26 protein-coding genes are annotated in these 26,600 nt (G+C 59.6%); 21 read left to right on the top strand and 5 right to left on the bottom strand.

All coding sequences use genetic code 11. The annotated features are described in order from the left end of the window. Positions 1–100 precede the first annotated feature (100 nt). The 3 genes from LJD17_RS06465 to LJD17_RS06455 all read left to right on the top strand — a co-directional run bounded on the left by LJD17_RS06465 (position 101) and on the right by LJD17_RS06455 (position 3,018). The gene (locus tag LJD17_RS06465) at positions 101–1,291 is read left to right on the top strand and encodes a fumarylacetoacetate hydrolase family protein (RefSeq protein ID WP_227383332.1); all 1,191 of its coding nucleotides are present in this window, start codon (positions 101–103) and stop codon (positions 1,289–1,291) included. 29 nt (positions 1,292–1,320) lie between these two features. Continuing rightward, positions 1,321–1,980, top strand: coding sequence for a LysE family translocator (locus LJD17_RS06460; protein ID WP_227383331.1), 660 nt, complete (start codon positions 1,321–1,323; stop codon positions 1,978–1,980). Positions 1,981–2,073: 93 nt separating this feature from the next. After that, on the top strand, positions 2,074–3,018 hold the full coding sequence (locus LJD17_RS06455; protein WP_319799680.1) for an NAD(P)/FAD-dependent oxidoreductase: 945 nt from the start codon (positions 2,074–2,076) through the stop codon (positions 3,016–3,018). 8 nt (positions 3,019–3,026) lie between these two features. Here LJD17_RS06455 and LJD17_RS06450 read toward each other — a convergent pair whose 3' ends face one another. Then, the gene (locus tag LJD17_RS06450; RefSeq protein WP_227383329.1) at positions 3,027–4,046 is read right to left on the bottom strand and encodes an alpha/beta hydrolase; all 1,020 of its coding nucleotides are present in this window, start codon (positions 4,044–4,046) and stop codon (positions 3,027–3,029) included. Between the two features lie 164 nt (positions 4,047–4,210). On the opposite strand from LJD17_RS06450, the gene LJD17_RS06445 reads away from it, so the two are divergent. Further along, positions 4,211–5,545 carry a solute carrier family 23 protein gene (locus LJD17_RS06445; protein ID WP_227383328.1) on the top strand — a complete coding sequence of 445 codons (1,335 nt, stop codon included), beginning with the start codon at positions 4,211–4,213 and terminating at the stop codon, positions 5,543–5,545. Positions 5,546–5,578: 33 nt separating this feature from the next. Continuing rightward, positions 5,579–6,526, top strand: coding sequence for an SDR family oxidoreductase (locus LJD17_RS06440; protein ID WP_264478277.1), 948 nt, complete (start codon positions 5,579–5,581; stop codon positions 6,524–6,526). 67 nt (positions 6,527–6,593) lie between these two features. Here the strand turns inward: LJD17_RS06440 and LJD17_RS06435 are convergent, their stop codons facing one another. Beyond that, positions 6,594–6,803: a hypothetical protein gene (locus LJD17_RS06435; protein ID WP_227383326.1), complete on the bottom strand. Its 210-nt coding sequence runs from the start codon at positions 6,801–6,803 to the stop codon at positions 6,594–6,596. A 196-nt stretch (positions 6,804–6,999) separates the two neighbouring features. Between LJD17_RS06435 and LJD17_RS06430 the strand changes: the two genes are divergently transcribed. Next, on the top strand, positions 7,000–7,173 hold the full coding sequence (locus LJD17_RS06430; RefSeq protein ID WP_109596226.1) for a DUF1328 domain-containing protein: 174 nt from the start codon (positions 7,000–7,002) through the stop codon (positions 7,171–7,173). 74 nt (positions 7,174–7,247) lie between these two features. Here the strand turns inward: LJD17_RS06430 and LJD17_RS06425 are convergent, their stop codons facing one another. Both LJD17_RS06425 and LJD17_RS06420 read right to left on the bottom strand, forming a co-directional pair. Next, complete coding sequence (locus tag LJD17_RS06425) at positions 7,248–7,793, bottom strand: sigma-70 family RNA polymerase sigma factor (protein WP_227383325.1); 546 nt, start codon at positions 7,791–7,793, stop codon at positions 7,248–7,250. Next, the gene (locus LJD17_RS06420; protein WP_227383324.1) at positions 7,790–8,008 is read right to left on the bottom strand and encodes a NepR family anti-sigma factor; all 219 of its coding nucleotides are present in this window, start codon (positions 8,006–8,008) and stop codon (positions 7,790–7,792) included. The genes LJD17_RS06425 and LJD17_RS06420 overlap by 4 nt, the downstream gene beginning before the upstream one ends. 185 nt (positions 8,009–8,193) lie before the next feature. Between LJD17_RS06420 and LJD17_RS06415 the strand changes: the two genes are divergently transcribed. From LJD17_RS06415 to LJD17_RS06390, 6 genes are all read left to right on the top strand, one after another. Then, positions 8,194–8,997: a response regulator gene (locus LJD17_RS06415; RefSeq protein WP_227383323.1), complete on the top strand. Its 804-nt coding sequence runs from the start codon at positions 8,194–8,196 to the stop codon at positions 8,995–8,997. Between the two features lie 292 nt (positions 8,998–9,289). Continuing rightward, on the top strand, positions 9,290–9,727 hold the full coding sequence (locus LJD17_RS06410) for a hypothetical protein (protein WP_227383322.1): 438 nt from the start codon (positions 9,290–9,292) through the stop codon (positions 9,725–9,727). A 37-nt stretch (positions 9,728–9,764) separates the two neighbouring features. Beyond that, positions 9,765–11,591 carry an ABC transporter ATP-binding protein/permease gene (locus LJD17_RS06405; protein WP_227383321.1) on the top strand — a complete coding sequence of 609 codons (1,827 nt, stop codon included), beginning with the start codon at positions 9,765–9,767 and terminating at the stop codon, positions 11,589–11,591. Between the two features lie 297 nt (positions 11,592–11,888). Continuing rightward, positions 11,889–12,635 (top strand): PRC-barrel domain-containing protein, encoded by a 747-nt coding sequence (locus LJD17_RS06400; RefSeq protein ID WP_227383320.1) that lies wholly within the window; start codon positions 11,889–11,891, stop codon positions 12,633–12,635. A 270-nt stretch (positions 12,636–12,905) separates the two neighbouring features. Beyond that, the gene (locus LJD17_RS06395; protein WP_227383319.1) at positions 12,906–13,142 is read left to right on the top strand and encodes a hypothetical protein; all 237 of its coding nucleotides are present in this window, start codon (positions 12,906–12,908) and stop codon (positions 13,140–13,142) included. Between the two features lie 31 nt (positions 13,143–13,173). After that, on the top strand, positions 13,174–13,719 hold the full coding sequence (locus LJD17_RS06390; protein ID WP_227383318.1) for a hypothetical protein: 546 nt from the start codon (positions 13,174–13,176) through the stop codon (positions 13,717–13,719). Positions 13,720–13,802: 83 nt separating this feature from the next. Here LJD17_RS06390 and LJD17_RS06385 read toward each other — a convergent pair whose 3' ends face one another. Beyond that, positions 13,803–13,997, bottom strand: a complete 195-nt coding sequence (locus LJD17_RS06385) for a con-10 family general stress protein (protein WP_227383317.1) — start codon at positions 13,995–13,997, stop codon at positions 13,803–13,805. Between the two features lie 335 nt (positions 13,998–14,332). Between LJD17_RS06385 and LJD17_RS06380 the strand changes: the two genes are divergently transcribed. From LJD17_RS06380 to LJD17_RS06340, 9 genes are all read left to right on the top strand, one after another. Beyond that, entirely contained in the window at positions 14,333–15,643 is a 1,311-nt protein-coding gene (locus tag LJD17_RS06380) for a glycosyltransferase (RefSeq protein WP_227383316.1), read from the top strand. Between the two features lie 3 nt (positions 15,644–15,646). Further along, positions 15,647–17,548, top strand: a complete 1,902-nt coding sequence (gene asnB, locus LJD17_RS06375; protein WP_227383315.1) for an asparagine synthase (glutamine-hydrolyzing) — start codon at positions 15,647–15,649, stop codon at positions 17,546–17,548. Positions 17,549–17,647: 99 nt separating this feature from the next. Beyond that, on the top strand, positions 17,648–19,585 hold the full coding sequence (asnB, locus tag LJD17_RS06370) for an asparagine synthase (glutamine-hydrolyzing) (RefSeq protein WP_227383314.1): 1,938 nt from the start codon (positions 17,648–17,650) through the stop codon (positions 19,583–19,585). A 15-nt stretch (positions 19,586–19,600) separates the two neighbouring features. Continuing rightward, positions 19,601–20,548 (top strand): NAD-dependent epimerase/dehydratase family protein, encoded by a 948-nt coding sequence (locus LJD17_RS06365; RefSeq protein WP_227383313.1) that lies wholly within the window; start codon positions 19,601–19,603, stop codon positions 20,546–20,548. Then, positions 20,545–21,501 (top strand): NAD-dependent epimerase/dehydratase family protein, encoded by a 957-nt coding sequence (locus LJD17_RS06360; protein WP_227383312.1) that lies wholly within the window; start codon positions 20,545–20,547, stop codon positions 21,499–21,501. The genes LJD17_RS06365 and LJD17_RS06360 overlap by 4 nt, the downstream gene beginning before the upstream one ends. Positions 21,502–21,519: 18 nt before the next feature. Then, positions 21,520–22,593: an NAD-dependent epimerase/dehydratase family protein gene (locus LJD17_RS06355; RefSeq protein WP_227383311.1), complete on the top strand. Its 1,074-nt coding sequence runs from the start codon at positions 21,520–21,522 to the stop codon at positions 22,591–22,593. Between the two features lie 22 nt (positions 22,594–22,615). After that, a complete protein-coding gene (locus LJD17_RS06350; protein ID WP_227383310.1) occupies positions 22,616–23,428 on the top strand; it encodes an ABC transporter permease in 813 nt (270 codons plus the stop codon). An 11-nt stretch (positions 23,429–23,439) separates the two neighbouring features. Beyond that, the gene (locus LJD17_RS06345; RefSeq protein WP_227383309.1) at positions 23,440–24,978 is read left to right on the top strand and encodes an ABC transporter ATP-binding protein; all 1,539 of its coding nucleotides are present in this window, start codon (positions 23,440–23,442) and stop codon (positions 24,976–24,978) included. A 69-nt stretch (positions 24,979–25,047) separates the two neighbouring features. Beyond that, positions 25,048–26,589, top strand: a complete 1,542-nt coding sequence (locus tag LJD17_RS06340) for a GAS domain-containing protein (RefSeq protein WP_227383308.1) — start codon at positions 25,048–25,050, stop codon at positions 26,587–26,589. Positions 26,590–26,600 lie beyond the last annotated feature (11 nt).

The raw sequence follows: 26,600 nt of genomic DNA, 5'->3' as shown, positions 1-26,600 counted from the left end.
CTGCGCGTTGGGAGGTGCATGAGGAAAGAGGATCCGCGGGGGAAGACAAACGGCGGCAATCCTGGGCAATATGCGCGCCTCTCAAAAGCGGGAATCGGGTATGAGCGAAGCGGCATATGGGGATCTTCTGACGGCACTTCCGGTGGATCACGAGGCTGGCGCCTTGGCGGGCCGTGTCTGGCGCCCAGGGCTTGGTCCGTCCGTTGCCGTGGTTCGAAACGGCGACGTTCTGGATGTTTCCGCCGCCTGCGCCACCATGAGCGCCCTCGCGGCGCTTCCCGATCCCGCCAAGGCCGTGCGGACCCTGCCGGGCGAGCGTATCGCGCCGGTCGCCGATATCCTGGCCAATACGTCTCCCGACACCCGCGATCCGACCAAGCCGTGGCTTCTCGCCCCTGTCGACCTCCAGGTCATCAAGGCGGCCGGCGTCACATTCGCGGTTTCCATGCTGGAGCGGGTCATCGAGGAGCGCGCCCGGGGCGATGCTTCGTCGGCGGCCGCGATCCGGGCCGAGGTCACTCGCCTCGTCGGGGACGATCTCAGCCGCCTGAAGCCCGGCTCGAAGGAGGCCATGGATCTCAAGACCGTGCTCGTGGCCCAGAATGCCTGGAGCCAATACCTGGAAGTCGGGATCGGTCCGGATGCCGAAGTGTTCACCAAGGCTCCGACCTTGTCGGCCGTCGGGACCCTGATGGATGCGGGGATTCACCCCAAATCCACCTGGAACAACCCGGAGCCGGAGGTCGTGCTGGTGGTCACGGCGGAAGGCCGGATCGTCGGGGCAAGTCTCGGCAACGACGTGAACCTGCGCGATTTCGAAGGGCGCTCTGCTCTTCTCCTGTCGAAAGCCAAGGACAACAATGCGTCCTGCGCCATCGGCCCGTTCATCCGCTTCTTCGACGAGGGCTTCTCCCTCGACGACGTGCGTCAGACCACGGTGACCCTGACGGTGGAGGGGCGGGACGGCTTCCGGCTCGAGGGTTCCTCGTCCATCAGCAAAATCAGCCGGGATCCGGAGGATCTGGTGGCGCAGACGGTGGGGGCCAATCATCAGTATCCGGACGGGTTCGTGCTGTTCCTCGGTACCATGTTCGCGCCCACGCAGGATCGTGGCGAGGCCGGAATGGGCTTTACGCACAAGCCGGACGACATCGTGACCATCGCGGCGCCGAAGCTGGGGGCGCTGACGAACCGGATCCGGCCCAGCTCCGCCTGCGAGCCCTGGACCTTCGGGCTGACGGCGCTCATGACGAATCTCGCTCAACGGGGGCTTCTCAACCAGACGGTCTAGGCCTGCTTCGGGATCCTGAGAGTTGAACCATGCCCAATTTGCCGACATTCCTGACTTTCTACATGGCCGTTCTCGCGCTCCAGCTCGCACCGGGTCCGGACATGATCCTCCTGCTCAGCCGAGGCGTGGGGCAGGGCCGTCGCACAGCTGTCCTTACGGCAATCGGAATGACATTGCTGGCGGGCCTGGTTCAGCTTCCGTTGCTGGCGCTCGGCGTGACGTCCCTGATCCAGGCCTCGCCGGTGGCGTTCGAGCTCTTGCGATGGGCGGGGGCTGCCTATCTGGTCTGGCTCGGGGGAAAGCTTCTGGTCGGCTCCTTCCGTCATCACGGGAAGATCGTGCGGACGTCGCCGCAGCCTGTTCCGGATGCGGTGGCCTTGCGCCAAGGCATGATCAACAATCTGACCAACCCGAAGGCGATGGTGTTCATGCTGGCTTTCCTGCCGCAATTCGTCGATCCGGACGGAAGCTGGCCCGTGACGGCACAATTGCTGTTTCTGGGAGGCGTGCAGAAGCTTTCAGGGTTCTTCATCCTGGTGGGCGTTGCCCTCGGAGCCGGTACCATCGGCAATTGGCTGTCACGGCGTCCGGGCCTCATCGCATGGCAGGAGGGGGCAGCCGGTGTCATCATGATCGGACTTGGATTGCGCCTCGCCCTGTCCGGCGATGCACCGTCGTTCCGCCGCTGACCGGCCGTCATCGAGCCTTCTGCGCATCGGCCTCGATCTTTTTCCGCCTTGGAGTGTTGTGACTCACGCGTCGCAGAGCACAACAGGGTGGGGGTGCCATTGAACGGAGATGTTCTCGATTGTCTTATCGTCGGCGGAGGACCGGCGGGGCTGACGGCTGGGCTCTACCTCGCCCGTCTGAGGCGGCGCTTCGTCATCGTGGACGGCGGGGCCCCCCGGGCAGCGTGGATCCCGAAGAGCCATAACATCCCGGTCTTCTCTGCAGGGATTTCCGGCACCGACCTCCTCGACCGGCAGCGGGACAACCTGGCTCAGTATGATGTCCAGCCAATGTCGGGAACGGTCTCGGGCCTGAAGAAGCAGCCGGACCGGTTTATCGCCGTCATCGAAGGCGACGGCGGGAGCCGGCAGATCGCGGCGAAACGGGTCCTGCTGGCGACAGGGGGGGTCGATATCGAGCCGGATCTTCCTGATCTGCCCAATGCCATTCAGCGGGGCCTTGTTCGCTACTGCCCCATTTGCGACGGATACGAATCCCGCGACCGGCGGATTGCCGTGATCGGCTATGGCGACCACGGCCTCGGAGAGGCGATCTTCATCGCTCGGACGTATTCGCGGGACGTGACGCTCCTGACGTTGGGACAGGGGCTGGAAAAGCCGCTGAAGCGGCAGGAAGAGCTCGATTCCCTCGGGGTCAAAGTGGTCGAGGACCCGGTCGAACGGCTTGACCTGGAGGGAGATCGCATCGCGGCGCTCCATGCCGGCGGCAAGGAGCTCCATTTCGATGTCCTTTATTCGGCTCTCGGCCTCAAATACCGCTCCGACCTGGCCCTCTCCCTTGGAGCCGAACACGATTCATCCGGGAGCCTGATCGTCGACATTCACTGTCAGACGAGCATCCCGGGCCTCTATGCAGCCGGCGATGTCGTCCGTGGGCTGGATCAGATCGTTATCGCCATGGGACATGCGGCCACGGCCGCCATCGACATCCATAACCATTGCGAACTTCCAACGGAGGATGAACCCGGCGGCGCGTGAGACTGCCGTTACGTGAGGGCCTTTGCCAGCAAGGGCAGGCTCGTATCCATCCGGTAATCGACGGACGAGTGGTTGTCGTGAAACTCCTCATACACGTGAGGAATGCCTGCCGCCTCAAGCTTGCGATGGAGGAGCCGCGAGCCGTAGACCATGTTGTACTGGTCGATGTCGCCGCAATCCACATAAAGGCATTTCAGCTTGCGCAAGGCCTCGCGGCAGGGCTCCTGATCGGCCATCCTCAAGGGATCCCAGCGCAGCCAGTTTGCCCAACGGGTCTCGATGATCTGGCAGGTTTCGAGGTCGACCGGCAGACGCACGCCGTAGAAGGCCGCAGGGTCCGGGTCGAAGGTTGCCGCCTGCGCCAGGATCATCATCGTATGCCAATCCGCATCCTTCGCCTTCGGACCCGCTTCGAACTTCCGGATGAAGGTCTCGATGGACATGTCGTGTTCCGCCAGATGGCGTAACGCGTTGGCGAATTCGCCCAGGTGATACAGATATTCGAAGCCCACGTCACCGGAATGGCTGGCCGCCGCCGACCAGACGGACCCGCCATGGCGCAGGGCATGAACGAGGGCGCCATAGCCGCCCGAACTCTTGCCGAAGACACCGCGCCGCCCGTCGCCGCCGCAGCCGAACCGCCCTTCCACGAAGGGCAGCATCTCCCGGATCAGGAAGGTCTCCCAGGGCCCCGTCGCGGCGCTGTCGATGTACTGATTGCCTCCGAGGCGCGTAAAGCAATCCGGGAACGCCACGACGACGGGGGGCATGGCGCCCGTGCCGATCAGCCAGTCGAGGCGTTCAGGGACATTCTCGCCGTAGTTCTTCCAGTTCGTGTGAGCCGGGCCGCCGGCGGTATACCCGACAAGATCCACGAGCAGCGGGAGTCCGCGCCCGTCCTGACCGGCGGGAACATAGACGTCGACCCGCCGCCGTGCCGGATCGCCCAGCAGGTTTCCCTTCAGGCTTGGACTTTCGATCCAGAGGCTGTGGACTGTTCCTTCGGGTTGGCTGTGGTCTTTCCGCATGGTTCACTCTCGTCCGGGAAAGGGCCGAACGGTGACGGCGGACAGACGCTTTGTCCAGACCCGTTGCCATTGCGGCCGTGAATAAGTCCTTTCCGACGCTAGCCATTTCACCACTCGCGGGACTACGGTGAATCCCGAGAAACACTGCTCGGGGGAATAGACAAATGGCTGAAGGTTACCTGCCCAAATGGACGCTCAAGACTGAAGGCGTCATCATGCCCGACGAGCGGTTGCCGATGGGGCAGACGATCGTCGTCGGTCTGCAGCATGTGGTCGCGATGTTCGGCGCGACGGTGCTGGCTCCCATCCTGATGGGCTTTGATCCCAATGTGTCGATCCTGTTCTCGGGCATCGCGACGTTGCTGTTCTTCCTGGTCGTCGGCGGGCGTGTTCCAAGCTATCTCGGCTCGAGCTTTGCCTTCATCGGTCCGGTGCTCGTGGCGACCGGTGCGGCGGTCGGCAGCCCCAACCCGAATATCGGCCTCGCGCTCGGCGGCATCATCGCGGCGGGCGCCCTCTATTTTCTAATCGGCCTCGTGGTTCAGATGGCCGGACACCGCTGGGTCGAGCGGCTCATGCCGCCGGTCGTGACGGGGGCCATCGTCGCGGCGATCGGATTGGTCTTGGCTCCGATCGCGATTTCCAGCGCTTCCGGCACGTCGCCGGACAATCAGGCCGGATCCGACTTCGCCCGCTGGATCGCGCTGGCGACCGTCGTAGCCGTTGGCCTTGTCGCCGTCTATGCGCCGGGCATGTGGCGCCGCCTGCCTGTGTTGATCGGCGGCGCCCTCGGGTATCTGGCCTATTACGTGTGCGCCAACATCCTGGGCCTCGGCCAGGCGATCGATTACAGCAAGGTCGGTCAGGCTGCGTGGTTCGGCCTGCCGACCTTCCACAGCCCGGTCTTCGATGCGCGGGCCATCAGCCTGATCGCGCCGGTCGCGCTCATCCTGGTTGCGGAGAATCTCGGCCATATCAAAGCGATCGGCGCCATGACCGGGCGCAATCTCGATCCCTATCTGGGCCGGGCTTTCATGGGTGACGGGCTGTCCACCATGATCTCGGGCGCCTTCGGCGGCACGGGCATGACCACCTATGCCGAGAACATGGGCGTCATGTCGGTCACGCGGATCTACTCGACCTTGATCTTCGTGGTCGCGGCCGTCATCGCGCTGATCCTCGGATTGTCGCCCAAGTTCGGTGCGTTCATCGGCACCATTCCTGGGCCGGTGCTCGGCGGCCTTTCCATCGTGGTGTTCGGTCTCATCGCCGCCACGGCCGGCCGCATCTGGGTCGAGAACCGGGTGGACTTCTCCAATCCGCGGAACCTCATCACCGTCGCGGTGGCGTTGATCCTGGGGGCGGGAAACTTCAAGCTCACCCTCGGCGGCTTCACCCTCGACGGCATCGGAACGGCCACCTTCGGAGCCATCATCCTTTATCACATTCTGCATGCGGGGCAGCCCGCGGCCGCCGAGCAGCCCCATCCGGCGGAATGACATAAAACCAGGAACACGCCTGGGAGGCCCGCGTTGGGAAGCCGACGCGGGCTTTTCTTTGGGCCCGGCATCTCCTCGATCGAGCGGACCTGCGATCCGCCTCATTCTAACCAGCAGGATCATGCCATGAGTTCTCAACAAACCTTACCGCCGCAGACACAGGACAAGCAGCCGGGCCGCGAAACCGAGATGAACCCGAGGCCTGATTATGAGCCACGCTACCCGGGCAGCGGCCGCCTGAAAGACAAGGTCGCGCTGATCACCGGTGGGGACAGCGGCATCGGGCGCGCGGTTGCGGTCCTCTTCGCAAGGGAAGGGGCCGATGTGGCGATCGTCTATCTCAATGAAGGTGAAGACGCGCAGGAGACGAAGACGCTTGTGGAGCGGGAGGGCCGGCAATGTCTGACGATCGCCGGCGACGTCTGCGAGCCGGGCTTCTGCCAGGCCGCCGTCGAGCAGACCGTGAAGCAGTTCGGAAAGCTCGACATCCTCATCAACAATGCCGCCGAGCAGCATCCGCAGAAGATGCTCCAGGATATCAGCCCGGAGCAGCTCGATCGCACGTTTCGCACGAACATCTTCGGCTATTTCTACATGACGCAGGCCGCCATGCCGCATCTTCAAAAGGGTGCCGCGATCATCAACACCACATCGGTGACGGCGTACCGGGGAAGTCCGGAGCTTCTCGACTACAGCGCGACCAAGGGAGCGATCCTGGCTTTTACCCGATCCCTCGCCAAGAAGCTGGCCGAGCAGGGGATCCGCGTGAACGGCGTTGCGCCAGGACCGATATGGACGCCGCTGATCCCATCGACATTTACGGAGGAGAAGGTGGCGAAGTTCGGAGCCGATACACCGCTCAAGCGGCCCGGGCAGCCCAACGAAGTCGCGCCCTGTTATCTTTTCCTGGCCTGTGAGGATGCCTCCTACATCACCGGATCGGTTCTGCATCCCAACGGCGGCGAGCCGACCGAGTCCTGACATGAGAAGGGCGGCCATAAGGCCGCCCTCAAAACTCTCACGGACGAAACCAACGTAGCGTCACGTCTCACATTCTGCGGCGGTTGCGGACACGAACCGGAATGGGAGCCGGCGCAGGATTGGCCCACACGAAGAACAACATCAACGCTGAAAGCGAGGCTCCGATCAGGAAGAGGATCTCGGCGATCTCGACCTGCGACGCCCAGCCGATGACTGCCGCAAATGACGTCAGCAGAGCAAACATGAAAAATGTACGAAGGGCAATGGAGCGGTTCATCGAAGAGGTCTCCCAAGTGTTTTGGGAAACGTACCTATTTCTTGTGGGTTCCATACTGCTCTGGTCTCCTTTCATTACTTCAATCCCCGATATTGAAGCAGCCAAATGAGTCAGAATGACGGAACCCTACAGTCGCGCTTCGCGTTGAATACGCATCATCGGCTGCGGCCGATCCATCAGTAAGCGAGGTAACATCATGCTTGGTTGGGCAGTCACATTCCTGATTATCGCCCTGGTTGCAGCCCTCTTCGGTTTTGGCGGCATCGCCGGAACGGCAGTCGAGATTGCAAAGCTCATCTTCTTCGTGGCGATCGTTCTCTTCGCGATCTCCGCCGTCATCGGTTTGCTGCGCGGGCGAAACCCGCTTTGACGCAGGCTTCCACCGACGAAAACGCCGCCCCGAGGGCGGCGTTTTCTTATGGAGGGTGAATGAGCCGGTTTTCCCTAGCTGATGCCCTGGAGGGCCGCCCGGGTCATGCTGTCCGGGCCGAGATCGTCGACATCGTCCACGTTGAGCATGGAGGCGAGGCGAAAGCGGGCGCGATTGACCCGGCTCTTGATGGTCCCCACGGCGCAGCCGCAGATATTGGCGGCCTCTTCATAGGAGAAGCCCTGGGCGCCGACGAGGAGAAGCGCCTCCCGCTGATCGGAAGGGAGTTTCGCCAGAGCTTCCCGAAAATCCTCGAAATCGAGCCGTGCGCCCTGTTCGGGCTGAACCTTGAGGCGGCTCGCATAGGACCCTTCGGGGTCCTCCACCTCACGACGGCGCTTGCGGTATTCGGAATGAAAGAGGTTGCGCAGAATCGTGAAGAGCCAGGCGTTCAGATTCGTTCCGCGTTCGAAACGGTGCAGGTTCGAAAGGGCGCGGAGCAGAGTGTCCTGGACCAGATCGTCGGCGCGGTCGACTTGGCCGGAAAGGGAGATGGCAAAGGCGCGCAGACTAGGAACAGCGGCAAGCAGAGCGTCCCGGAGGGCCGGCTCCGGTGTCATTTTGACTTCTCCGCACTGCTCTTTTCAAGCTTCTCGAGCAGATCCTTGAAACGGTCCGGCACAGGCTGCTGCACCAGCTCGTCATACATGGCACGCAATTGATCGCCGATACGCTTCTGGCTGGTCTTGTCGAGCTGTGGTTCGGATGCAAGCTTGTCGCCTAGGGAGTCTTCCGGAATGACCCGCGCCAGCTTGTTCCCCTTCTCACCCGTCATTGAGGTCCCCTTGTGATACCCACAGGCTAATACAAGATGGTTAACCTTGGCAGTATCTGTATATTCATTTTCGAGCAATAACGCATTCTCTTGCCGGGAGTTCCCGAAAATGGAACTTTCTTCCTCCTGCCGAGTTGGAAAGATCCGTAAAGAGAACCGCGTAAAAACCAAATAAGGGGAAGCGAATGTCGACAGCGCAGCTTGTCGTCCAGCACTTGCCATATCTTCGTCGTTATGCCCGCGCACTCACCGGTAGCCAGATGGCGGGTGATGCCTACGTGGCTGCTACCCTCGAAACTCTCGTTAGTGAACCCGATACCATCGGCCCTTCCGGGAACGTGAAGGTGGAGCTCTTCCGGGTCTTTACCCGCATCTGGAATTCCCTTTCGGTGAATGGACGTAGCGAGCAAGTTCAGCGGGATCTCCCGGCTGAAGTCAGACTGGGGCAGATCACACCTTTGCCGCGCCAAGCCTTCCTGCTTTCTTGCCTAGAAGGTTTCGGTGAGGAAGAGGTCGGACAGATTCTCGATGCCGATACCAAGGCGGTGCGTGATCTGGTCGATGAGGCCGGCCGCGAACTAGCCGCCGACATGGCCACCGACATCCTCATTATCGAGGACGAGCCGCTGATCGCCATGGATCTCGAGGCTTTGGTCGAGGGGCTCGGCCACAACGTCACCGGCGTGGCGCGGACCAGGACGGAAGCCGTGAAGCTGGCCTCCACCAAGCGTCCGGGCCTGATTCTCGCCGACATTCAGCTTGCCGACGGCAGCTCCGGCCTTGATGCGGTGAACGATCTCCTGAAGGCTTTCGAGGTCCCGGTGATCTTCATCACTGCCTACCCCGAGCGATTCCTGACCGGCGAACGCCCTGAGCCGGCCTTCCTGATCGCCAAGCCGTTCCAGCCGGCGAACGTGTCGGCCGTGATCAGCCAGGCTTTGTTCTTCCAGCAAAGTGCGCGCCGCCGCGAGGTGCGTGCAACGGCCTGACCGTATGCAAAGCTTAGATTAAGTAAATGCCCGGTGATCAGCCGGGCATTTCTTTTTTCGATCATCGTTGTGGAAATAAAAAAAGACGGGCTCATAGCCCGTCTTAAAGGTGCCGGCCAATGCACAAGGGGAATGCGGGGAGGACCAGGAGGCCGGTACTTAAAAAACGCGACGTGGTAGGGATGGTTCCGCTCATGTTCTTTTATTTACGAAAAGTAAATGCTCAGGAACATCACTGAAACGGCCGCGTTGTTCTGCCGGATGTAGCCAAGCTAATGGAGCGGAGGGGACCATGCGGAACAGGACTGCGATCACGATCGGGGCCGTGGGAAGCGCATTTTTCGCCCTCAGTTTCATTGCTGTCCCGGCGTCAGATGGTCCCCGTGAACGCCCTGCAGCATTCCCTGTTCAGGTCGGCGACGAGGCTCATACTGCCGGCCTGACTGGAAATTTCGACGGCCGGATCCTGTTTGGCCAGGATTCCGTGATGAATGCCAACTATCTTGAGGGCGCGCGGCGTCCGGTCGTATCTTTTGAGACGCAGCGCAAGGACACAGCTCCGCAGCCGGCTATCGAGCGTCGCGAGACGAAGGACGAGCCTCAGAAAAAGCGTCGCCCTCAGACATTCGGATGCATGACGGCCGTCAGCCCCCTGGCGCGGGCCTCCGCGGAGCAGAACCCAAGCCTGTGTCTTGCTCAGGCTGCGGAATCCGAGCGCATTCCTGCTTGATCGGATTGAAGGGCTTGAGGGGTAACCGGAGAGTGGCGTGAACGAGGCCCAGCTTGTCGACAGACGTCGGCTGTTTTCGAGGTTCTGGCAGGCAGCATCAGGTTTTTGGAAAGGTGTGAGGCGTGGCGAGGCCTGGTTCCTCACGTTGTCTCTCCTTACGATCATCCTTGGGCAGCTTTTCGTCCAATACCGGCTCAATGTCTGGAATCGGGACATTTTCAACGCGCTCGAGAAGCGAGATGTATCCCTGGTCGGGCATCTCGCCTTGCTTTTCGTCCCACTTGCCCTTGCGGCAGTCGCGTTTAATGTCGCATCGGTATGGGGGCGACTGACCACGCAGCGCGCATGGCGGGCCTGGCTGACGGATTACCAGATCGACCGCTGGCTGAAGAACGGCCGCTATTACCAGCTCAACCTCGTGAAGGGGCAGCACCAGAATCCGGAATTCCGTATTGCCGACGATACCCGTATCGCCACGGAATCCCCGGTCGATTTCGCCTTTGGCGTAACGACCGCCGTGCTGACGGCGATTACCTTCATCGGCGTTCTATGGGCGGTCGGCGGCGGGATCTCCTTCGATCTCGGTGGGCGAGCCGTGACGATTCCAGGGTATCTGGTTTTCGTGGCCGTCATCTATTCCCTGATCACGACAACGGCCATGATCGTTATCGGGCGCCAGTTCGTCCAGGTGGCCGAAGACAAGAACCAGGCGGAAGCCGAGTTTCGCTATGCGGTCACACGGCTGCGCGAGAACGGGGAGAGCATTGCTCTTCTCGGCGGGGAACCGGAGGAGCGCAGCGGCCTGTCGCGGGCGCTCGGGCAGGTCATCGCCCAGTGGCGGGCCCTATGCGGCCAGTATCTGCGCACCACGGTCGTCTCCTATGGTAATTTCGTTCTGGCTCCGGTCATTCCGCTGATCCTGTGCGCGCCGAAATATCTGGCCGGAACCATGTCGCTCGGCGACGTGATGCAGGCGGCAACCGCCTTCGTAACCGTGCAGCAGTCCTTTAACTGGTTGGTCGAGAACTATCCCAAGCTTGCGGACTGGACAGCGTCCGCCAATCGCGTGGCCGGCCTTATCGTATCCCTCGACAAACTGGAAAAGGCCGAAGGGCCGGGTCTCGGCCATATCGTGCGCAGAGAGGAGGGAGATGAGGTTTCCCTCGAGCTGCGCGACGTATCCGTCACCCTGGATGACGGCACGGCGGTCGTGGGAGAGACCCGGGTCGAAATTCGCCCGGGCGAGCGGGTCCTGGTGGTCGGTGAATCCGGTGCCGGCAAGAGCACCTTGATCCGGGCGATTGCCGGCTTGTGGCCTTGGGGGGAGGGCGACATCGTCATCCGCCGCGGAGCAAAGCTCTTCTTCATGCCGCAGCGCCCCTATGTGCCCATCGGTACCCTCAAGCATGCGGTCGCTTATCCGAACCCAACGGAAAGCCTTTCGGACGACGCCGTAGCGGAAGCCTTGAAGAGCGCGGGGCTGGGGCACCTGACCGAGCGGATCAACAACGAGGGGGAACCATGGGACCGGACCTTGTCCGGAGGCGAACAGCAGCGTCTGGCTTTCGCTCAGCTGTTTATCCAGCAGCCGGACATTATCGTGATGGACGAGGCAACCTCGGCTCTCGACCCGGAAACCCAGGACGTTCTGATGGAGAGAATCATCGAACGGTTGCCGAAGGCTGCGATCATCAGTGTCGGACATCGCCCGGAGCTGGAGGCTTTTCATAACCGCCGTCTCATTCTCGCCCGACGCCAGGATGGAGCCCGTCTGGTCGCCGACGAGCCTCTCTCTCCTCGGACCTTTGCCATGAGAAGGGCCGTATCCGTCCTGTTCAAGAAGCCCAATCCAAAATCATCCTGAGGGATCGCGAAGACCTCAGACCTGTGCCCATGGCGATCAGGAACCGCGCTGGCAGGTTCCACGTTAAAAATAATTGGAACATTTTCGTCGCTCAAATAGAGTGGGCGGCAAAGTAATATTTTGTGCTTAATTTATAGAGAGAGTTTAATTTTCCGCGGTGCCGGGGTCTTTGTAGTATAAATTTGTACAAATTGTCTCATTCAATCTCAGCTTTCGGAACGACAACGCTAAGATTGCGTTAAATCGGCACGCGCTCAGGCGTAAAAATGCGAATCATTGACATTAGGAGATCTTGCAATGCTTAAGAAGCACATGGCTGCCTGTCTTGTCGCCACCCTCTTCGCCGCGCCTGCTTTCGCTCAGACCTCCGCCCCCGGCGCATCGGGCGCAACGGATCGCCCGGCGGCCACGGGCTCCGGCTCGACGACTACGGGCTCTCCTGCCATGCAGCCTGGAAATTCCGGTTCATCGTCGATGAACTCCTCCTCCATGAGCACTTCGGGCTCCTCGACGATGGCTCAATCCAGCGGCATGCAGGGTCAGTTCATGACCCAGATGCAGGCCAATCAGATGATGGCCTCCGATCTCATCGGCACCCGCGTGATCAGCGCCAACAACGAGTCGATCGGCGACATCAATGACGTCATCGTTGACCGTAACGGTCAGGCTGTTGCGGCCGTGGTCGGTGTCGGCGGCTTCCTGGGGATCGGCGAGAAGGACGTGGCGGTTCCCTTCAACTCCCTGGAGTTCGCCACCCGCGAGCAGGTGAACGCCATGAACAACGCCGATAACAGCGGCAACAAGGTTTCGACCACCGGCTCGACCGCCTCGAACACCACCGCTGGCACGTCCTCGACGACGAACAACAATGCGGTGAACGCCACGGGTTCGACCAATACGACCTCTGGAACCTCGGCAAGCAGCAACAGCAACGAGCCCGAGCGCGTCATTCTGCGTATGACGAAGGCCGAGCTTCAGGCTGCGCCGAAGTTCGACAAGAATGCTCACAGCGGCGCGACTGGCTCGGCTGCTCCCAAGCAGTAACCTTATCGCACGTCACAGCAAGGGAACGGCGCCTTCGGGCGCCGTTTTCTTTTGGGATATTGGCCGCAAAACAAAGAAAAGGCGCGGTCTTGAGACCGCGCCTTAAAAGGTGCCAGCTCAGGGGGCATTTGAGCCGGTTGAACATCAAACGTGCTCTGAAGGGGTTGGTTCCACAAAAATCGGAAAAATTTTCCGAGCCCGGGGATGGGCGGATTGCCGCAGGAACTGAGGCTAAGCCGCCACGTTGGTGAGGAGACGGGGAGAACGTCTATGACCGCCACTAACGAATTGGACGCGATTCTGTCTCAGGAAATGGTTCCTGACGAGTTTTGCCGCTTGGCCTCGAGCGCTCCGCCACGGGATAAGCCGCTGGTTGCGTCTGTCCTGAGCGGTATCGTCCCGGTCCGTCAGCAGGACGGGGTGCTTTGCCCTCTCATGCTGAGGCGCCATCTCGTCGTGCCCTCGTCGCTTTCCAGCTTGGCTGGGGACGCGGGACGGCACCTCTAGTCGGCATTCTTGCGCAGAGTTCCTGGATTTCATGTTTGCAGTTGGAAGCCCAACGCTTCAGGACGGCTCTGTTGCTGTCCTGTTCCGACCTTCGATCGTCCCGCTCATCGATGCGTTTCGTTCCCTCGATATCTTATCGGAGGGCTACGATATCCATGTCCTGGAGGCCCCAGAGCAGGATCTGGCTCGATATGTGGAAAAGGATGCCGCAAGAGCCATCGTTTCCGACGCCATGCTGCTCGCCTTCGCCCTGAGCCGTCAGCGAGGTCAGCCCTTATCCCATCAGGCCCCAAGATCCCGTAAGGGAACTCTAGATGAATATTGCGTGCTTACGTTGATCGGTGCGTCGGAAAATCCTGATTCCGAATTGGCTTTCGAGGCGGCGGCGGCCTTAAGGATCGCCTCGCTCGACTTCACATTATCACTTGCGACGGACCTCCTGCGGCGAATTGACCTTGGCGGATTGCCGTTGGAGTGTCCAAGTCTTTCCGAATTCCGGGCCATCGTCAGCGAAGGGCTGATAACCGGCAGCTCTGCCGATTGCCTCGAAGAGCCATCGTCCTTCAAATTCCAGTAGCCAAGGGGGAAGCCGCCAACCTCCTCCTGTGCGCATAATAAAAGGGGCCGCTAAGCGGCCCCTTTTGATGGAAAAGGCATACGTTACTCTTGATTGGAGCGGTTGGTTCCAGAGGCCTGTCCGCCTTTGCGGCCAGCCTCGGAGGCCAATTCACGATCCTGGGAAAATGAACGCTTTTCAGCCGGGACGCTTTTACCGCCCTTGCTCGCAATCTCACGCTGCCGGTCACCATCCATCGACGCGAAGCCGCGCTTCGAAGTCGAACTTCCTGTTGCCATCACAAGCCTCCTAAGCGGTTAACTCTGCTTTGAACAACAACGGTAAAAATCGATAGTTCCGGGGGGCCTTAACTGTTTTACGGTCCAAAATGAGCTTCAGCCACCATCGGAGAAACTATGCCCTTTTGACGAGTCAGCTTGGCCATTCCTAGTAATGTTGTCCTGGTAGCAAGAGAAATACGCGGATTCTCTTTCGGTCATCGGCGAAATTGTCGTCCCGGGAGGGTCTCAGAACAGACCTGACAGCCTGCGCTGGACAGGCCGACGCCAATCTCATATTGCGTGCCGCTCGCTCCAAGGACCAATTCCTGCTATCGAGATGACTGTCAGCCTCCATGATCGATCACGAGCCATCAGCGGTATCGACTCGGACACCCGTCAAGCGCGGCCGGTCCATAGGGATCATTGCGATCTCTGCCATCGCTGACGATCCGCGTGTCAGGCGACAAGGCGATGCCTTTGCGAATGCGGGCTGGGACATCACGGGCATAGGCCTGGCCGACGCCCGTTCCGTGGCGCCCGCCTGGCCCATTCTGACGAATGCGGAGCCGGATGTGCCGGCCGGGACCGTAGGGACGGCCTGGCAGGGCGCTGGACAGCCGCCCGGATCCTGGATCATGCGCCAGGGGCAGCGGCGCATGAGGCAGGTTCTGTATGTGGTGGGCTCCCAGCTTCCCCGGATCTGGCCAGCCTACGCAGAGAAGCACTTCGGGCGTCTTCGAAAGGATCTTGCGAGACTCTACACTTTGGGCTCAGGGATGAAGCCGGACATCTGGCTGGCCAACGATTGGACGGCCCTGCCGATTGCCGGAAGGCTTGCACGGGAGCAGGGTGGGATCCTGGTTTATGACACCCATGAACTGGCAGCTGATGAGTATGCGCAACGCCTGCGATGGCAGCTTCTCAACCGCCCTGTCACGGTGGCATTGGAGAGCCGTGGCGTCAGGCAAGCGGCTCTCGTCACCTGCGTTTCGGACGGAATCGCCGATCGGCTCCAGGAGATCTATGACCTCAAGACTAGGCCGCAGGTAATCCGAAACACCCCGTCATACCAGGAGATGCCCTTCCGTCCGACCCGGGAGCGCATCAGGGTCCTCTATCATGGGATCGTCGCTCCGGGACGCGGCCTTGAGGAGTGTATCCTCAGCGTTCCCTCCTGGCGGAAGGAGTTCAGCCTCACGATCCGCGGCCCTGCACACGACGGATACCGGGCGACGCTCGAAGCGCTGATAGCCCGAGCCGGGGTTCGAGACCGGGTGGACCTCGCTCCAGCCGTCCCGATGGTCGACCTCGTACGTGAGGCAAATCCTTTTGACGTGGGCCTTTTTGCTCTCCCGGATCATTCCAGGCACAATCGCTTCGCCCTGCCGAACAAGTTCTTCGAGTACACGATGGCAGGCTTGGCTTTGTGCGTCTCGGATCTTCCTGAGATGTCCCGGTTGGTCAAGGAATATGATCTAGGGCTTCTGTTCAAGGGGATGGAACCTTCCGTCATCAGTGCGGCCATCAATTCTCTCGATCCCGCGACCATAGACAGGTATAAGCAGCGCTCACTGGCGGCAGCGCGACGCCTAAACTGGGAAAAAGAAAGCGAAAAACTTGTTTCGCTATGCTCACAGCTCCTTGATGCTAAGGGAAAGTCCTGAGGGATGTGCGGATTATTCGGATCGGTCGGGTTTCATCCTGAGCGGCAGCGTATTGACCTGATTGCTCATCGCGGTCCGGACGGAGCCGGCTGGAAGGAATTCGCATCGTCCGCCGGCCCGGTAGCGCTCGGCCACCGCCGACTTGCAATTATCGACGTCAGCGACGCCGGGCTCCAGCCCATGGCGGACGATACCGGCCGTTACTGGCTCGTATTCAATGGCGAGATCTATAATTACATCGAGCTGCGCGACGAGTTGCGGGCCAAAGGTCACATTTTTCGCTCCCACAGCGACAGCGAGGTTCTGCTCGCATCCTATCGGGAATGGGGCGAAGCGTGTCTGGACCGGTTCCTCGGGATGTTCGCATTCCTCATCTGGGATGAACGCGAGAAGCGCCTTTTTGCGGCGCGTGACCGCTTTGGCATCAAGCCCCTCTACATGGCCGCGACGGGCCAAGGAGTGGCCTTCGGGTCCGAAATCAAGCAGCTTCTGGGATTGCCGGGCCTCACGACCCGCATGAACCTGGCCCGGATCCGGGACTTTCTGGCCTCCGGCATCAGCAACCACACCCCCGAGACCATGTTCGAGGGTGTCGTGCAGCTTCAGGCCGGTTGCTGCGTCACCGTCGATGCTGCGCGTCCCTGGGCCGGGCAGTGCGAACCGCGCCGCTGGTACCGAATTCCGGCCCACTCGACATTGGACGTGTCCGAGGCGGAGGCGGCTGATCGCTTCGAGAGCCTTCTGCGCGACTCTGTCCGGATGCACCTGCGGTCCGATGTCCCTGTCGGCTCCTGCCTATCTGGCGGGCTCGATTCTTCTTCCATCGTGGGCCTGATGTCGGAGATGCTGTCCGAGGAGGGCGCTGGAGCGCGGGTCAACACGGTCTCTGCCTGCTATGCGGAGAAGAGCGTCGACGAAAAGCCTTTCATGGAGGCTGTCGTCGACAAGACCGGCGCCAATCCCCACTACATCTTTCCGCGTGCCGAAGATGTCTTCCAGCGTGCCGGCGACATCACCTGGCATCAGGACGAGCCTTTCGGCTCCACATCGATTTTTGCCCAATGGTGCGTCTTCGAGGAAGCAAAGAGGGCAGGCATCAAGGTCATGCTCGACGGCCAGGGGGCAGACGAGCAGCTGGCCGGATACCATTCATCTTACGTCTACTACATGTCGGATCTCATCCGGCGTCGGGATTATGTGACCTTGGTGCGGACGATGATCGAGCGCGATCGGATCCATGGGGTGTCCTTCGTCGAGCAGGCGAAGCGCTTCATCGGCCCTGTTCTGCCGCCTGCGCTTCGTAGCTTCCTGCTCAGGCAGCGTCAGATCCACGTCCATCACGACTGGCTCGGCTCCGACGCCTTTCGGCCCCTGGAATCCCAACCCTCTGCCCTCGAGACCGCGGCCCAAGTCAACGGTCTGCCGCCAGTGACGGATATTGCGTCTCTATGCGTGGTCCTGACCTTTGCGTCCAATCTCCAGATGCTTCTGCATTGGGAGGACCGCAACTCCATGGCCCATTCGATCGAGGCCCGGGTGCCGTTTCTCGACCATCGCCTGGTCGAGTTCAACTTGGCGTTGGGCAACGCCCACAAGATCGTCAGGGCCGATACGAAGCGCGTCCTTCGCCGGGCGATGAGGAACGTGCTGCCCGAGAGCGTGCGGGAACGGCGCGACAAGCTCGGCTTCCAGACGCCCGAGGAAAAATGGTTCCGCGGACCGCTCAGGGGACTTATCCAGGAGGGCGTCGAGGCAACCCTCCGTCGCTATCCAGATCTTCTTGACCCTAAAGGAACCCGGACACTCGTCGCGGATATGCTGGATGGGCGACGCAGCGTCGATTTCACGCTTTGGAGAATCGTGAACCTCGGGCTATGGGGAGAGAAGTTTGGGGTTACTATATAGCATATGAAGTTGGTGCTAGTGTTCCTAAGCTGTTAAGGATGCGTTAACGAGAACCATAATGCTCCTTTCGATAGATCTTCATCAACGAGGCCACGTGTCGTGTGTGGAATTGCCGGGGCTGTCTCCCTAGAGCGCTTACCTATTCGGAACCTGTCGTCGACCCTGGGCGCGATGGGCAAGCTCATCGCACATCGAGGACCCGACGGGCAGGGGTTCTGGCAAGCTCCGGACGGCATCTGTGGGTTGGCCCATCGTCGCCTCTCGATTATCGACCTATCATCCTCCGGGCGGCAGCCCATGGAAGGTCGGAATGGATCGGTTGTGACCTTCAATGGTGAGATCTACAACTATCTTGAACTCGCCGAAGACCTGAGATCGACCTGGCAATTCCGGTCGAAATCTGACACGGAAACGATCCTTGCGGCCTATGACCGCTGGGGCACGGACTGCCTCGACCACCTCCGGGGCATGTTTTCATTCGCCATTTGGGATGGGGACAGGCTCTTTGCGGCGCGTGACCGGTTTGGGATTAAGCCGTTCTATTATGCGGTCGTCGATGGCGTCCTCTACTTTGCGTCGGAGATCAAGGCGCTCCTGCCAGTCCTGCCGGAAATCGAAACGGACGCCGGCGCGTTGGCAGAGTACATCACCTTCCAGTACACGATCGGAGACAAGACGCTCTTCAAGCATGTTCATGTCCTGCTGCCCGGTCATGCGCTGATCGTGGAGAAAGGCGAGATCCGCGTCCGGCGCTACTGGGACGTGCATTACGATATCGACTTCGATCACACGCCCCAGTGGTTTTCGAACCGGATGCAGGAAATTCTCCAAGAATCCGTGAGCGTGCATCTCCGCTCGGACGTACCGGTCGGGGCGTATGTGTCGGGAGGGATCGACTCCAGTCTGATTGCGATCCTGGCCTCTCGCGAACAAGCATTCGGCAAAATCGGTTTTCATGGGAAATTCACGGATTACCCTGGTTACGATGAGAGCAGCTTTGCGGAGGTCGCTGCCGGTCAGGCAGGTCTCGACCTGCGGCAACTGGTCATTACGTCAGATGATTTTCGCGACTCCATCGAGAAGGTTATCTATCACCTGGACCACCCGGTTGGAGGACCCGGTTCGTTTCCGCAATACATGGTGTCCAAGCTCGCAGCAGAGCACGTGAAAGTGGTGCTTGGAGGGCAGGGTGGCGATGAGATCTTCGGCGGATACGCGCGTTATCTCATTGCATATTTCGAGCAGGCCATCAGCTCGGCCATCGACGGAACGCACAAGAACGGAAATTTCGTCGTCACGCCCGAGTCCATCATTCCCCACTTGGCATCATTGCGGGAGTACAAGCCCCTTATCCGTCAGTTGTTTTCCAAGGGACTTTTCGGGCCCCTGGACCAGAGATATTTTCGACTCATCGATCGTTCTACCGATATGGAGGCCGAGGTCGACTGGTCTCTGATTGATAGGGGCGAAGTGTTCGGGCGATTTCAGGCAATCTTCAATTCGGAGCGAAATGTCCGAAAGGAAGCATATTTCGATTCCATGACGCATTTCGACTTCAAATGCCTGCTCCCTGCTCTGCTGCAAGTCGAGGATCGGATGTCCATGGCCCATGGGCTGGAGTCGCGTGTCCCTCTTCTGGATCCCGCGATTATCGAATTTGCCGCGACGATCCCTGCAGACATCAAGTTCAAAGGTGGGCAGATGAAGCATTTCATCAGGTCGACCTTTGGGACGGACCTGCCGGCCGAACTGATGCAGCGCCGCGACAAGATGGGCTTCCCGGTTCCGCTCAAGGAGTGGTTCTCGGGAGAACTCCATGGCTTTGTCATGGACGTCTTCGGAACCCAGAGAAACCGGTCTCGTCCGTACTTCAATACGGATGTCATTCTGAGCAACTTCGACAAGGGGGAACGCTTCTCGCGCAAGACGTGGGGGCTGCTCAGCCTTGAGTTGTGGCATCAGATCTTCCATGATCGTGCGGCTGAGTATATGCGCATGGTCGACGAAACTCCTCCGCAGATGGTTGCGGCTCAGTAATTTCAGGGACACGTGATGAGAGTTTTTGTAACCGGAGGTTCCGGCCAGGTAGGCTCGACGGTCGTGGACATGTTCCTGGCCCGCGGCGATGAAGTCATGGCCATCGACAATTTCGCGACGGGCAGGCGGGACAATCTCACTGCTCATCCGAACCTGACCGTGGTCGAGAACACGATCGTCGACGGAGCGTTGATCGATCGCCTGTTCGGCGAGTTCAAGCCCCAGGTGGTCGTCCATACTGCTGCGTCGTACAAGGATCCCGAAGACTGGCAGACCGACGCCCTTGTGAACGCCGTCGGTACCGCCAACATCGCCAAGGCTTGCAAGACCCATAAGGTGGACCGCCTGATCTACTTCCAGACGGCTCTCTGCTACGGCACCAAACCGATCCAGCAGCCGATCCGCCTCGACCACCCGATCAACCCGGTGAATTCGAGCTACGCCATCTCTAAGACCGCTGGCGAGCACTACGTGCAGTTCTCTGGCGTCGACTGGGTGACGTTCCGGCTCGCCAACGTGATCGGCCCGAGGAACGTGTCCGGCCCGCTTCCGATTTTCTACGGGCGTCTCGCCAAGGGCCAGAAATGCTTCATCACACCGGCCCGGCGCGACTTCTGCTATGCTGGCGATCTGGCCAAGGTGGTCGTGCAGGCTGCCCAGGGCAAAGGTCACGGTACCTATCACTTCTCGTCCGGCAAAGACGTGGCGATCAAGGAGCTCTATGATTCCGTCGTCCGGGCGATGAAGCTCAACGACTACCCAGAGCCTGAGGTGAAGCCGCTCGGCCCGGACGACGCTCCCTCCATCCTGCTCGATCCGGACCGGACCTTCGCGGACTTCGGACAAGTGGAGTTCACCTCCCTCGACGACATCGCGCGTCTCTCTGTCGAGCGCTGGCAGAACGAGGGAGTGGTCGGCGGCTACACCCATCTCAAGGAAGCACGAGCCGAGATCCGGACGTGAGCGAGGCGACCATGCGGATCCTGATCACCGGCGGTGCCGGCTGCCTCGGCTCAAATCTGACCGAGCGCTATTTGGAGGCCGGCCATACGGTCTGCGTCTTGGATAATTTTGCAACCGGTCAGCGGGGTTCCCTGCCAGATGCGCATCCGCAAATGACGCTTGTCGAGGGCTCAATTTACGATCGTGCGCTCGTCAATGGCACCTTCGACAACTTCAGGCCGACGCATGTGATTCACTCCGCCGCGGCCTACAAGGACCCTGACGACTGGATCGAAGACACGCGGACGAACGTCGAAGGGACGATTCACGTTGTAGACGCGGCTCGTACGGCGGGCGTGAAGCGCTTCGTCAACTTCCATACGGCTCTCGGCTATGGCCGGCCGGAGACACTGCCGATTCCCGTTTCGGCACCGGCGCGACCGTTCACGAGCTATGGGATCTCGAAACAGGCTGGTGAGGATTATCTGGCGATATCGGGGCTGCAGTACGTTTCTCTACGGCTCGCGAACGTTACAGGTCCTCGGCTTGCCATCGGGCCGATCCCGACCTTTTACACCCGTCTGAAGGCAGGCAAGCCCTGTTTCTGTTCGCGAACGGTCCGGGATTTCGTCGATATGGACGATTTCTTCTCCATCATGGATCTCGTGATGGAGGACGGCGCCCCGACCGGCCCCTTCAACGTGTCGACCGGCACCGGCCATACGATCAAGGAGATCTTCGATATCGTCGTCGATCACCTGGGGGTTGTCTTGGCGGAGCCGGTGCCCGAGGTCGATCCGGGGGTAGACGATGTTCCGGCGGTTGTTCTCGATCCGCAGGAAACGATAAACGCATTCACCTGGCAACCCCGATACAGCTTCGAACAGACCATTCGCCGGATGCTGACCTGGTACGACCGCTATGGGGTCACTGCAATCTATAGCCACCTCAAGGCGCCGGCCGCAGCGCGCTGAACCTGACGGAAAAAAACCATGGCTGAGACCTTTGAAGGCAGGAACGTGCTCGTCGTTGGCGGCGCAGGCTTCGTCGGCTCCAATCTTGTCCGCTTCATCCTGAAGCAGCAGCCGCGTAAGCTGACAATCATCGACAATTTCCTCTCCGCCGACCCGATCAACGTGCCCGACCATCCGGCCGTGAGGCTGGTGTCGAGTTCGATCGCCAACGACCGCGTCCTGCGCGAGATCGACGATGATCTCGATTATGCCTACCACCTGGCCTGCTACCACGGAAACCAGTCGTCCATTCACGATCCGCTGGCGGACCACGAGAACAACAATATTACCAGCCTAAAGCTGTTTGAGCGCCTGAAGGATATCAAGAGTCTCAAGAAAGTGGTGTATGCGGCGGCGGGCTGTGCCGTTGCGGCGAAAACCTTCGATGGGGCCCAGGCCACCAAGGAAGACGCGCCCGTCTCCCTATTTCATGACAGCCCGTACTCGATCTCGAAGCTCGTCGGCGAGATGTATGGCAACTACTACTTCATGCGCCATGGCATGCCGTTCGTGAAAGCGCGTTTCCAGAACGTCTACGGCCCGGGCGAGATTCTGGGTGCGGGGCGCTGGCGCGGAACGCCCGCCACGGTGTGGCGGAACGTGACGCCGACCTTCATCTGGAAGGCTCTCCACGGAGAGGCTCTGCCGGTCGAAAACGGCGGCATCGCCAGCCGGGACTTCATTTTCGTGGAGGACATGGCACGCGGCCTGATGGCATGCGCTCTGCGCGGCGAGCCGGGCGAAATCTACAACCTCGGCTCAGGAGTCGAGACGACGATCCTCGAGCTGGCAGAACGTGTCAACGAGTTGAGCGCCAATGATACCGCAATCGCAATGACGCCAGCCCGCGACTGGGATCGTTCCGGCCAGCGCTTCGGAGACCCCTCTAAGGCTCGGGAAAAGCTCGGCTTCGAGGCACAGGTTCCCCATCTCGAAGGGCTGCGCCGCACGGTCGAATGGGCGCGCGAGTTTCGTCCATGTATCCTGCGCTGCATGATGCAGCACGTTCATTTCTTGCCCGAGTTGCGTCGATATGAGTCGACCGCGCGCTGATCGGGTGTTCAAAGGATAGAGCATGTACAATTTATCGCATCAAGTATTGGATCCTTTCAGGAGCATATTCTCAAACAGACATCTGCTGCTCAATACGGTCGCGACGGATATTCGGCAGAAGTATGCCGGTTCTGTACTGGGTCGAGCATGGTTTTTTATTAATCCATTGATCTTCCTGGGTCTCTATGCTTTGGTTTATATTTATATTTACAAGTTGAATTTCGATGGCGTAAACCTCCGACAATATATTCTCTATATATTTTGCGGTGTCTTCACCTTACAGATGTTCGCGGAGGGGTTGTCTTCAGGTGCGACATCTCTGCTGCAGAACAAGGCACTCATTTCAAACTCGGTCTTTCCGGCCGAGCTGATCGTTGTCCGTTCGATCGCCGCTAGTCAGGTTCCCGGCTTCGTGAGCATGATGATCGCGATCGTCCTGTCGGTAGCCATCGGTCAGGCCAGCTCTGCCATCTTTCTAGTACCTTACGTCCTGATCATGATGGTCTTTTTTCTACTGGGCATCGGAATGCTGCTTGCGGCCTTTTCGTTGATCATGAGGGACATTCCGGAAATCCTGAAATTCGTGAACATGGTTCTGCTGATTGTCAGTCCGATTGCTTATTTCATCAAGGACGTCCCAGACTTGCTCAAGGCCGTAATCTATTTTAATCCGCTCGCTTATTTCATGGCGCCAGTGCAAAGCGCCCTCGTCTTTTCGCAGGTCCCGAAGGCAAGCTCGATAGTAATCATGTCGATTGTCTGCCTAGGATGTTTTTGTCTCGGGCACTTATTCATGGTGCGCGTAAAGAATATCCTTAGTGACTATGCGACATAAGTGAGAGTATCATGAATATCAGCGATAGTTACAGCAAGGCCGATATTGGGATTTCTCTTCCCGAGAACGCAATTGAGGCGAATGCGCTGACGAAAATATACCGCCTTTACGATAAACCCGTGCACCAGTTTCTGGATGCGATGGGGTTGCGTTGGGCTGTGCCGAAATCGGCCCAGCCCAAGGAGTTCCATGCGCTTGCCAATGTCGATCTGGTGGTCCCGAAAGGGGCGCGCCTTGGTCTTATGGGTCGCAACGGCGCGGGAAAGACGACGCTCTTGAAGTTGTTGACCGGGAATTTTGTTCCCACGTCCGGTCAGTTGCGCGTTAACGGCAAGGTGATTGCCCTCATCGAGATCGGTGCCGGTTTCCATCCGGAGTTCTCCGGGCTGGAGAATATTCGGTCCTCTCTCTCGTTCAATGGCCTTCCGCGGGAGGACTTCGAGGCTGCGGTTGAAGACGTGATCGAGTTCTGCGAGCTCGGTCCCTTCCTCGGTCAACCGCTGAAAACCTATTCGCTCGGCATGAAATCGCGGCTCTATTTCGCGTGTGCCACGGCCGTGAAGCCGGACATCCTCATTATCGACGAGGTTCTCGGTGCAGGAGATACCTATTTCGGCATCAAGTCGGCCGAGCGGATGAAGAAGCTCACCGGGTCGGGCTGCACGCTGATCCTCGTGTCGCATTCAACCGCGCAGTTGATGCAGTTCTGCGAAACCGCTGTCTGGTTGGAGCAGGGGCGCGTCGTCAGCCAGGGAAAGACCCTCGAGGTCGTCAAGCTCTACGACGAATTCATCCGCGAGCTTGACAATACCCGTCTGACGCGGACGTCTGGGAGCGTTCTGGCGGAGAACAACGAGTGGCTGCGCAGCCAGATCATCAGCAAGGTGCTCATCAACAGGGCCGAGGCTACGGACACAATACCGGGAAACAAACCAGATGCCTCTCCATCGGCTGGCTCTTCGATCAGCCAGCGTGAGGAGGAAACGCCGGAACGCTTGGCCCTCCTGAAAGAAGAGGAAGCACCCGAATTCGTGTCGGAAGGCGGCGTTTCCCGGTGGCCGGGCGCGCCCGGGCCAAAAGTAGGTCAGGTCAGCCTTTCGAGCCAGTTCGGGCCGGCGTCGCAGCTGATCACGGGCGACGCGATGACCCTGCGGATGCAGATCAATTGCACCGAGGCGGGGCGCTACCGGTGTCGGTACTCCGTGATGATCTATACGGATGATCTTCGCACCGTCTGTCGCTTTCACAGCCCGGTCCACGTCATCGAGGTCGGAGACGAGCCGGCGCAATATGATGTCGACCTCATTCTCGATCAGCTGCAGTTAAGCAATGGCGAGTACATCGTGACGGTCGGAATCTTTGATGACCACGAACTCGATAGGCTCCAGTATGCCACGCGGTACGACAATCTCAGCCTTAGCTTCCGTTTCCGTGTAGTCGATACAATCCGGTCTGAGCAAGCGCTCTTCCATCATCCGTGCACTTGGCGGGTCCAGGCACAAAGGGGAGTCGAGGCCATGGAAGCGGACATTCAGACCGGAATTCCCTAAAACCATCTTGAAAATATATAACATATGCTTTTTTGATGGCATGTGAAGTATGTCAATACGGGATGCTCCATGCGAGTACTGATCCTTCACGATTTACCAAGTCCGGCGATCCTGCGACGAGCTCTGGGCAACCAGACACTCTTCTATCCCAAGTATCGTCCCGATACCGAAGTGACGCTGCATGGTGTCGGCGATCCCTTGAATGACAGCATCGTCAATGGGGAATACGACGCGATCTTCCTCGATGTTTCCTTCCTGTGCTGGCGATGGACGCGGACCCACATCACGTTCGAGGATTTCATCGAGAAATACAGCTGGGTGGCCACTTCCTCAGCGCCGAAGCTGGCGTTTCCGCAAGATGATTACGATCATCATCAGGTGCTCGACGATTGGCTCTCGGAATGGAATGTGGACGCTGTGTTCACACCGCTCGCATCGCATGGGAACGTTCTTTTCCCGAAGATGGCGAGCAAGGCCCTGATCGAGCCCTTTCAGACGGGTTTCGTCGATGATGCGGACATCCGGCAAAGCGAGAAATTCAATATCCCACTTGCACAGCGCAGCATGGATGTCGTCTATCGGGCGCGCTTGCTACCCGCCAAGTTCGGCTGTCTCGGCCGACTAAAGTCCCTGGTGGCCGAGGTCTTCGCTCCGAAGCTCCTGGATGCCGGTTTCAAAATCGACATCTCGACAGATCCGGAGAAAACGATCTTCGGCGATCGGTGGCTCGATTTTCTCGGCAGTTCACGCTTCGTCCTCGGAAGCCCGAGCGGGTCCAGCGTCCTGGACCCCGTCGGTGAGATCGGTCAGCGGATCGATCGATACATTGCAGACCACCCCCAGGCCGATTTCGACGAGGTCTACCGTGCTTGCGTGCCAGACAGCGCAGCCCTCCACTGGATGGCCGCGATCTCCCCGCGTGTCATGGAGGCGGGATTGACGCGCACTTGCCAAGTGCTCGTACGCGGCGAGTACGGCCCCATGGAGGCCGAAAAACACTACATCCCGATCGAGCCAGATTTCTCGAACCTCGACGCGGTCATGGAACAAATGCGCGATATCGCGGAGGCGCAGCGCATCGCCGACCGATGCTACGACCTGATGACGACGAGCAAGGACCTGCATTATCGGCACACAGCCGATCGGGTGGATGACGTCATCAACCGGATACGCATCGCTCAGGGCAAGCCGGCGATCCAAAGGAATTCCGACATCGATTGCGAGCTGCTCATGGAGCGTCAGCTCGCCGCAAGGCTCAGTGACAAGCATGAGGCCATTGCTGGCATGGCCGAACAATTGGGCGCTGTCACGGGCGGTCCTATCACAGTGGCGCGCTTTTCAGAGCTGACTTATGTGGTCGAAGACCGCTGGCGGCGTCTCTATCGCGCTTTCGATGAGGCGAGCGTTCGTTACCAGACTCTGTCGTCGCAAGTCGATTCCATCATTCGCGAGGGCACAAACTTGAGACAGGCCCACCAGAGCCTTGAGCAGAAATACCACGCGCTTTCCGCGGAGTATGAGGCGCTTTACACACGCCCGCGGGTCTTGATCGCTCGTCTACTGGAACTTGCAAAAAGTGTGCTGTTGAAGCGGATAAATAGAACGAACTAGCTTGCCTCTAC

The organism is Microvirga rosea (assembly GCF_020595095.1).
GTDB lineage: Bacteria > Pseudomonadota > Alphaproteobacteria > Rhizobiales > Beijerinckiaceae > Microvirga > Microvirga rosea.
Note: the sequence above shows the minus strand (reverse complement) of the source record. Positions and strands in the feature narration are given on the sequence as shown.

What these genes read in the sequence shown, in the direction of transcription:
- LJD17_RS06400 (WP_227383320.1), top strand. Translation starts at nt 11,889, where the DNA reads ATGCTTAAGAAGCACATGGCTGCCTGTCTTGTCGCCACCCTCTTCGCC.
- LJD17_RS06365 (WP_227383313.1), top strand. Translation starts at nt 19,601, where the DNA reads ATGAGAGTTTTTGTAACCGGAGGTTCCGGCCAGGTAGGCTCGACGGTC.
- LJD17_RS06450 (WP_227383329.1), bottom strand. Translation starts at nt 4,046, where the DNA reads ATGCGGAAAGACCACAGCCAACCCGAAGGAACAGTCCACAGCCTCTGG.
- LJD17_RS06425 (WP_227383325.1), bottom strand. Translation starts at nt 7,793, where the DNA reads ATGACACCGGAGCCGGCCCTCCGGGACGCTCTGCTTGCCGCTGTTCCT.
- LJD17_RS06410 (WP_227383322.1), top strand. Translation starts at nt 9,290, where the DNA reads ATGCGGAACAGGACTGCGATCACGATCGGGGCCGTGGGAAGCGCATTT.
- LJD17_RS06420 (WP_227383324.1), bottom strand. Translation starts at nt 8,008, where the DNA reads ATGACGGGTGAGAAGGGGAACAAGCTGGCGCGGGTCATTCCGGAAGAC.
- LJD17_RS06350 (WP_227383310.1), top strand. Translation starts at nt 22,616, where the DNA reads ATGTACAATTTATCGCATCAAGTATTGGATCCTTTCAGGAGCATATTC.
- LJD17_RS06385 (WP_227383317.1), bottom strand. Translation starts at nt 13,997, where the DNA reads ATGGCAACAGGAAGTTCGACTTCGAAGCGCGGCTTCGCGTCGATGGAT.
- LJD17_RS06355 (WP_227383311.1), top strand. Translation starts at nt 21,520, where the DNA reads ATGGCTGAGACCTTTGAAGGCAGGAACGTGCTCGTCGTTGGCGGCGCA.
- LJD17_RS06460 (WP_227383331.1), top strand. Translation starts at nt 1,321, where the DNA reads ATGCCCAATTTGCCGACATTCCTGACTTTCTACATGGCCGTTCTCGCG.
- asnB (WP_227383315.1), top strand. Translation starts at nt 15,647, where the DNA reads ATGTGCGGATTATTCGGATCGGTCGGGTTTCATCCTGAGCGGCAGCGT.
- LJD17_RS06395 (WP_227383319.1), top strand. Translation starts at nt 12,906, where the DNA reads ATGACCGCCACTAACGAATTGGACGCGATTCTGTCTCAGGAAATGGTT.
- LJD17_RS06465 (WP_227383332.1), top strand. Translation starts at nt 101, where the DNA reads ATGAGCGAAGCGGCATATGGGGATCTTCTGACGGCACTTCCGGTGGAT.
- LJD17_RS06415 (WP_227383323.1), top strand. Translation starts at nt 8,194, where the DNA reads ATGTCGACAGCGCAGCTTGTCGTCCAGCACTTGCCATATCTTCGTCGT.
- LJD17_RS06430 (WP_109596226.1), top strand. Translation starts at nt 7,000, where the DNA reads ATGCTTGGTTGGGCAGTCACATTCCTGATTATCGCCCTGGTTGCAGCC.
- LJD17_RS06390 (WP_227383318.1), top strand. Translation starts at nt 13,174, where the DNA reads ATGTTTGCAGTTGGAAGCCCAACGCTTCAGGACGGCTCTGTTGCTGTC.
- LJD17_RS06435 (WP_227383326.1), bottom strand. Translation starts at nt 6,803, where the DNA reads ATGAACCGCTCCATTGCCCTTCGTACATTTTTCATGTTTGCTCTGCTG.
- LJD17_RS06445 (WP_227383328.1), top strand. Translation starts at nt 4,211, where the DNA reads ATGGCTGAAGGTTACCTGCCCAAATGGACGCTCAAGACTGAAGGCGTC.
- LJD17_RS06345 (WP_227383309.1), top strand. Translation starts at nt 23,440, where the DNA reads ATGAATATCAGCGATAGTTACAGCAAGGCCGATATTGGGATTTCTCTT.
- LJD17_RS06380 (WP_227383316.1), top strand. Translation starts at nt 14,333, where the DNA reads ATGATCGATCACGAGCCATCAGCGGTATCGACTCGGACACCCGTCAAG.
- LJD17_RS06340 (WP_227383308.1), top strand. Translation starts at nt 25,048, where the DNA reads ATGCGAGTACTGATCCTTCACGATTTACCAAGTCCGGCGATCCTGCGA.